Below are 3,212 nucleotides of genomic sequence, written 5' to 3'. Positions count from 1 at the left end.
GCGTCTTAATTTTGATTACAAAATATATGTTTTTCTCCAATATAAATTTACTGATATAGAGTAATTACTTGTAATCACTTTAAAGTCGCCCAGCTATATTTTTCTCATTAGAGCAGAAGAAATCACTTCGGGGAGCTCGCTGATGGTTGTTTGGGAAGGAACGCGACCATTGCTGGTGGAAATTCAGGCGCTAGTGGACTTATTCAATGCTAGAATGCTAGCTAATCCACGACCGCGTTTCTGTCGCTTTAGAGCAGAATCGATTAGCGATTTTTCTGGCTATTTTGCATCGGCATGGTGGATTACAGATCTCGGATCAAGATGTTTTTGTTAATGTTGTTGGTGGGGTTAAAGTGACGGAAACCAGTGCTGATCTTGCTTTACTCTTTTCTTTAGTCTCCAGTTTCCGTAATCGTCCATTGCCGCGTAATGTTGTGGTTTTTGATGAGGTTGGATTGGCGGGTGAAATCTGTCCAGTACCTAGTGGCCAAGAGCGGATTATTGAGGCGGAAAAACATGGTTTTAAACGAGCGATTGTTCCTTATGCTAAGGTTCCCCAAAAACCATTACCCAATATGCAGTTATTTGGTGTGAAAAAACTGTCAGAGGGATTAACACGGTTATGGAAAACTTTGATTAACCGGAGAAGCGATAAAACAGTTTGATTATTTGAAACAGGCTATTAAACAAACAGGTTGTACTTTACAACAGATTGCAACTGCTTTCGGCATGACAAAAGGTTATTTAAGCCAATTAATTAATGAAAAAATTAATAATCCTAGTGCGCACAAAATTGCCGCATTGCATCGTTTTTTAAATATTGAATATCCATTAAAGACTAAACGTATTGGTGTGGTATTTGGTAAGTTTTATCCATTGCATACAGGCCATATTTACCTGATATAGCTGGGCGACTTTAAAATAATTACAAGTAATTACTCTATATCAGTAAATTTATATTGGAGAAAAACATATATTTTGTAATCAAAATTAAGACGCTTAGCTATACAGCGTGTGTGTAGTCAAGTTGATGAATTATATGTCATTCTTTGTCATGATAAACCTCGTGATCAGGCGCTTTTATCGACAGTTCGATGTCACAGGAACCGATAGTAAGCGATCGGCTACGATGGTTATTACAAACTTTCAAATATCAAAAAATATTTATATTCATTCTTTTGATGAGCAAGGCATAGAACCATACCCACAAGGCTGGGAAGTATGGAGCGAAGGAATGAAAAAATTTCTAATGGCAAAAAATATTCAACCACAATTTATTTATTCTGGTGAAGTGGATGATATTGCGCATTATAAAAATATCTTGGTTCAGAAGTGGTACTTATTGATCCTGAGCGCACATTTATGAATATTAGTGGCAATCAAATTAGGCAAGCGCCATTTCGGTATTGGGGTATTGGGAATATATTCCAACGGAAGTAAAACCATTTTTTGTGCGTAAGAAGGTAGCCATATTAGGTGGGGAATCAAGTGATAAATCGACTTTAGTTAATAAGCTTGCGAATGTTTTTAACACCACCAGTGCATGGGAATATGGTCGTCATTATGTTTTCTCTCATTTAGATGGCGATGAGATGGCGTTACAATATTCTGACTATGACAAGATAGCATTGGGTCATGCAAAATATATTGATTTTGCCGTTAAATATGCCAATAAAATTGCCTTTATCGATACTGATTTCATTACAACCCAAGCTTTTTGTAAACGATATGAGGGGAAACCACATCCTTTTGTGCAAGCATTAATTGATGAATATCGTTTTGATCTGGTTATTTTATTAGAAAATAATACCCCATGGGTTGCTGATGGATTACGCAGTTTGGGTAGTGATGAGGAACGTATAACATTTCAAAATTTAAAATAACCAATCGTTGAATAGCGTCGATAATAATTATAAAACTGAATGTAATTTTCAACTTCATAGACAGCAGATTGATGATTCATAAACGATAAATGGTTAAGCTTTTCTGTCTTTAAACTCCTAAAAAATCTTTCCATCACGGCATTGTCGCCGACTCATGCTTTGAGTTATTCTCCTTTCAAAGAGGTGCGCCCTAAACTCCTCCGATGAATATTGGCAACCTTGATCTGAATGGAACATCAAACTTGTCGTATCCGGTAATTGCCGTTCAATGGCGTTATCTAAGACTTCTTTCACTAATTTCGAATCTGGTTTTGTTGATAAGGCATAACCAATAATTTCTTTGGTGGCTAAATCTAACACGCAAGCTAAATATAGCTAAGCGACTTAATTTTGATTACAAAATATATGTTTTTCTTCAATATAAATTTACTGATATAGAGTAATTAATTGTAATCATTTTAAAGTCGCCCAGCTATATCACTTTACGTCTAAAATTAATTAAATAGCTCATATAAATAATGTCATCAAAATTAAGTCGCTTAGCTATATAAATCCCTACAGTTTTATTAGACCACTACAATTCGTGCGCGCCAGTATTCTCCGTCGTTAAATTTGAGCCAAGATACAGAGAGTGGTGCCGACTATTTTTCCCATTTGACCATCAGCTGCTTGTCCCGTCATCAAAAAACCGGACTCGCACGCCCACGCCCTGAGCATCAAATTCTTTTAATAAATGAATAACTTTTATAAAAATTTTACCAAACTTACTTTACCCTATGTAAAAGACATTTTACCATTGGCTATCTAATATAAATAATCAGGATACATATTCAATGAGGGCTCTACCTTGCTAAACGATATTAACTTAAGTTTGTTTAGTTTTATTAATGCCGCCCCAATTACATCCATTGGTACGTTAACACTGGCAATTTTTTTGGCTAAACGACTCATTCTTATATTTCCCTTAATTACCATTGCCTGGTGGCTTTGGGGATCATCGAAAAATCTAGTTCGCCAAAGAGTGTTTGTCTGTAAAAACGCTCTCGCAGTTATTATCGGTTTAGCTATTTCCGGTTTTATTGGGGTAAATTTCCCAAAAGAACGACCTTTTATATTAGGAATAGGCCAACATTTTCTTGCTCATGCGCCAACACCATCATTTCCCAGTAATCATGCTACTATTGCCTTTACCTTCGCTTTTGGCTTTTTATTCTGGTTAAGAAATTGGGTTCGGCTGTTATTATTTATACCGGCGTTGACAATTGCGTGGGCTAGAATTTTTCTCGGTGTACATTGGCCTTTAGATGTGGCAGGCGCATTTTTGGTTGC

At 36.2% G+C, this 3,212-nt stretch carries 1 protein-coding gene and 4 pseudogenes; 4 read left to right on the top strand and 1 reads right to left on the bottom strand.

Features of this window, described 5'->3' with window-relative positions:
- Positions 1–79: 79 nt before the first annotated feature.
- From ARSQ2_RS08845 to nadR, 3 pseudogenes are all read left to right on the top strand, one after another.
- Positions 80–665 (top strand): annotated as a pseudogene (locus ARSQ2_RS08845) (S16 family serine protease); the annotation flags it as partial.
- Positions 652–900: pseudogene (locus ARSQ2_RS08840) on the top strand (helix-turn-helix domain-containing protein); the annotation flags it as partial. The pseudogenes ARSQ2_RS08845 and ARSQ2_RS08840, both read left to right, overlap by 14 nt.
- A 105-nt stretch (positions 901–1,005) precedes the next feature.
- A pseudogene (nadR, locus tag ARSQ2_RS08835) lies at positions 1,006–1,877 on the top strand (multifunctional transcriptional regulator/nicotinamide-nucleotide adenylyltransferase/ribosylnicotinamide kinase NadR); the annotation flags it as partial.
- On the opposite strand, the pseudogene ARSQ2_RS13050 reads toward nadR, so the two are convergent.
- Positions 1,868–2,255 (bottom strand): annotated as a pseudogene (locus ARSQ2_RS13050) (transposase); the annotation flags it as partial. The pseudogenes nadR and ARSQ2_RS13050 sit on opposite strands and share 10 nt — an antisense overlap.
- A gap of 475 nt (positions 2,256–2,730) precedes the next feature.
- On the opposite strand from ARSQ2_RS13050, the gene ARSQ2_RS08820 reads away from it, so the two are divergent.
- A partial coding sequence (locus tag ARSQ2_RS08820) for a phosphatase PAP2 family protein (RefSeq protein ID WP_181995066.1) occupies positions 2,731–3,212 on the top strand: 482 nt, incomplete at its 3' end.

It is taken from the genome of Arsenophonus endosymbiont of Bemisia tabaci Q2 (assembly GCF_902713415.1).
Lineage (GTDB): Bacteria > Pseudomonadota > Gammaproteobacteria > Enterobacterales > Enterobacteriaceae > Arsenophonus.
Note: the sequence above shows the minus strand (reverse complement) of the source record. Positions and strands in the feature narration are given on the sequence as shown.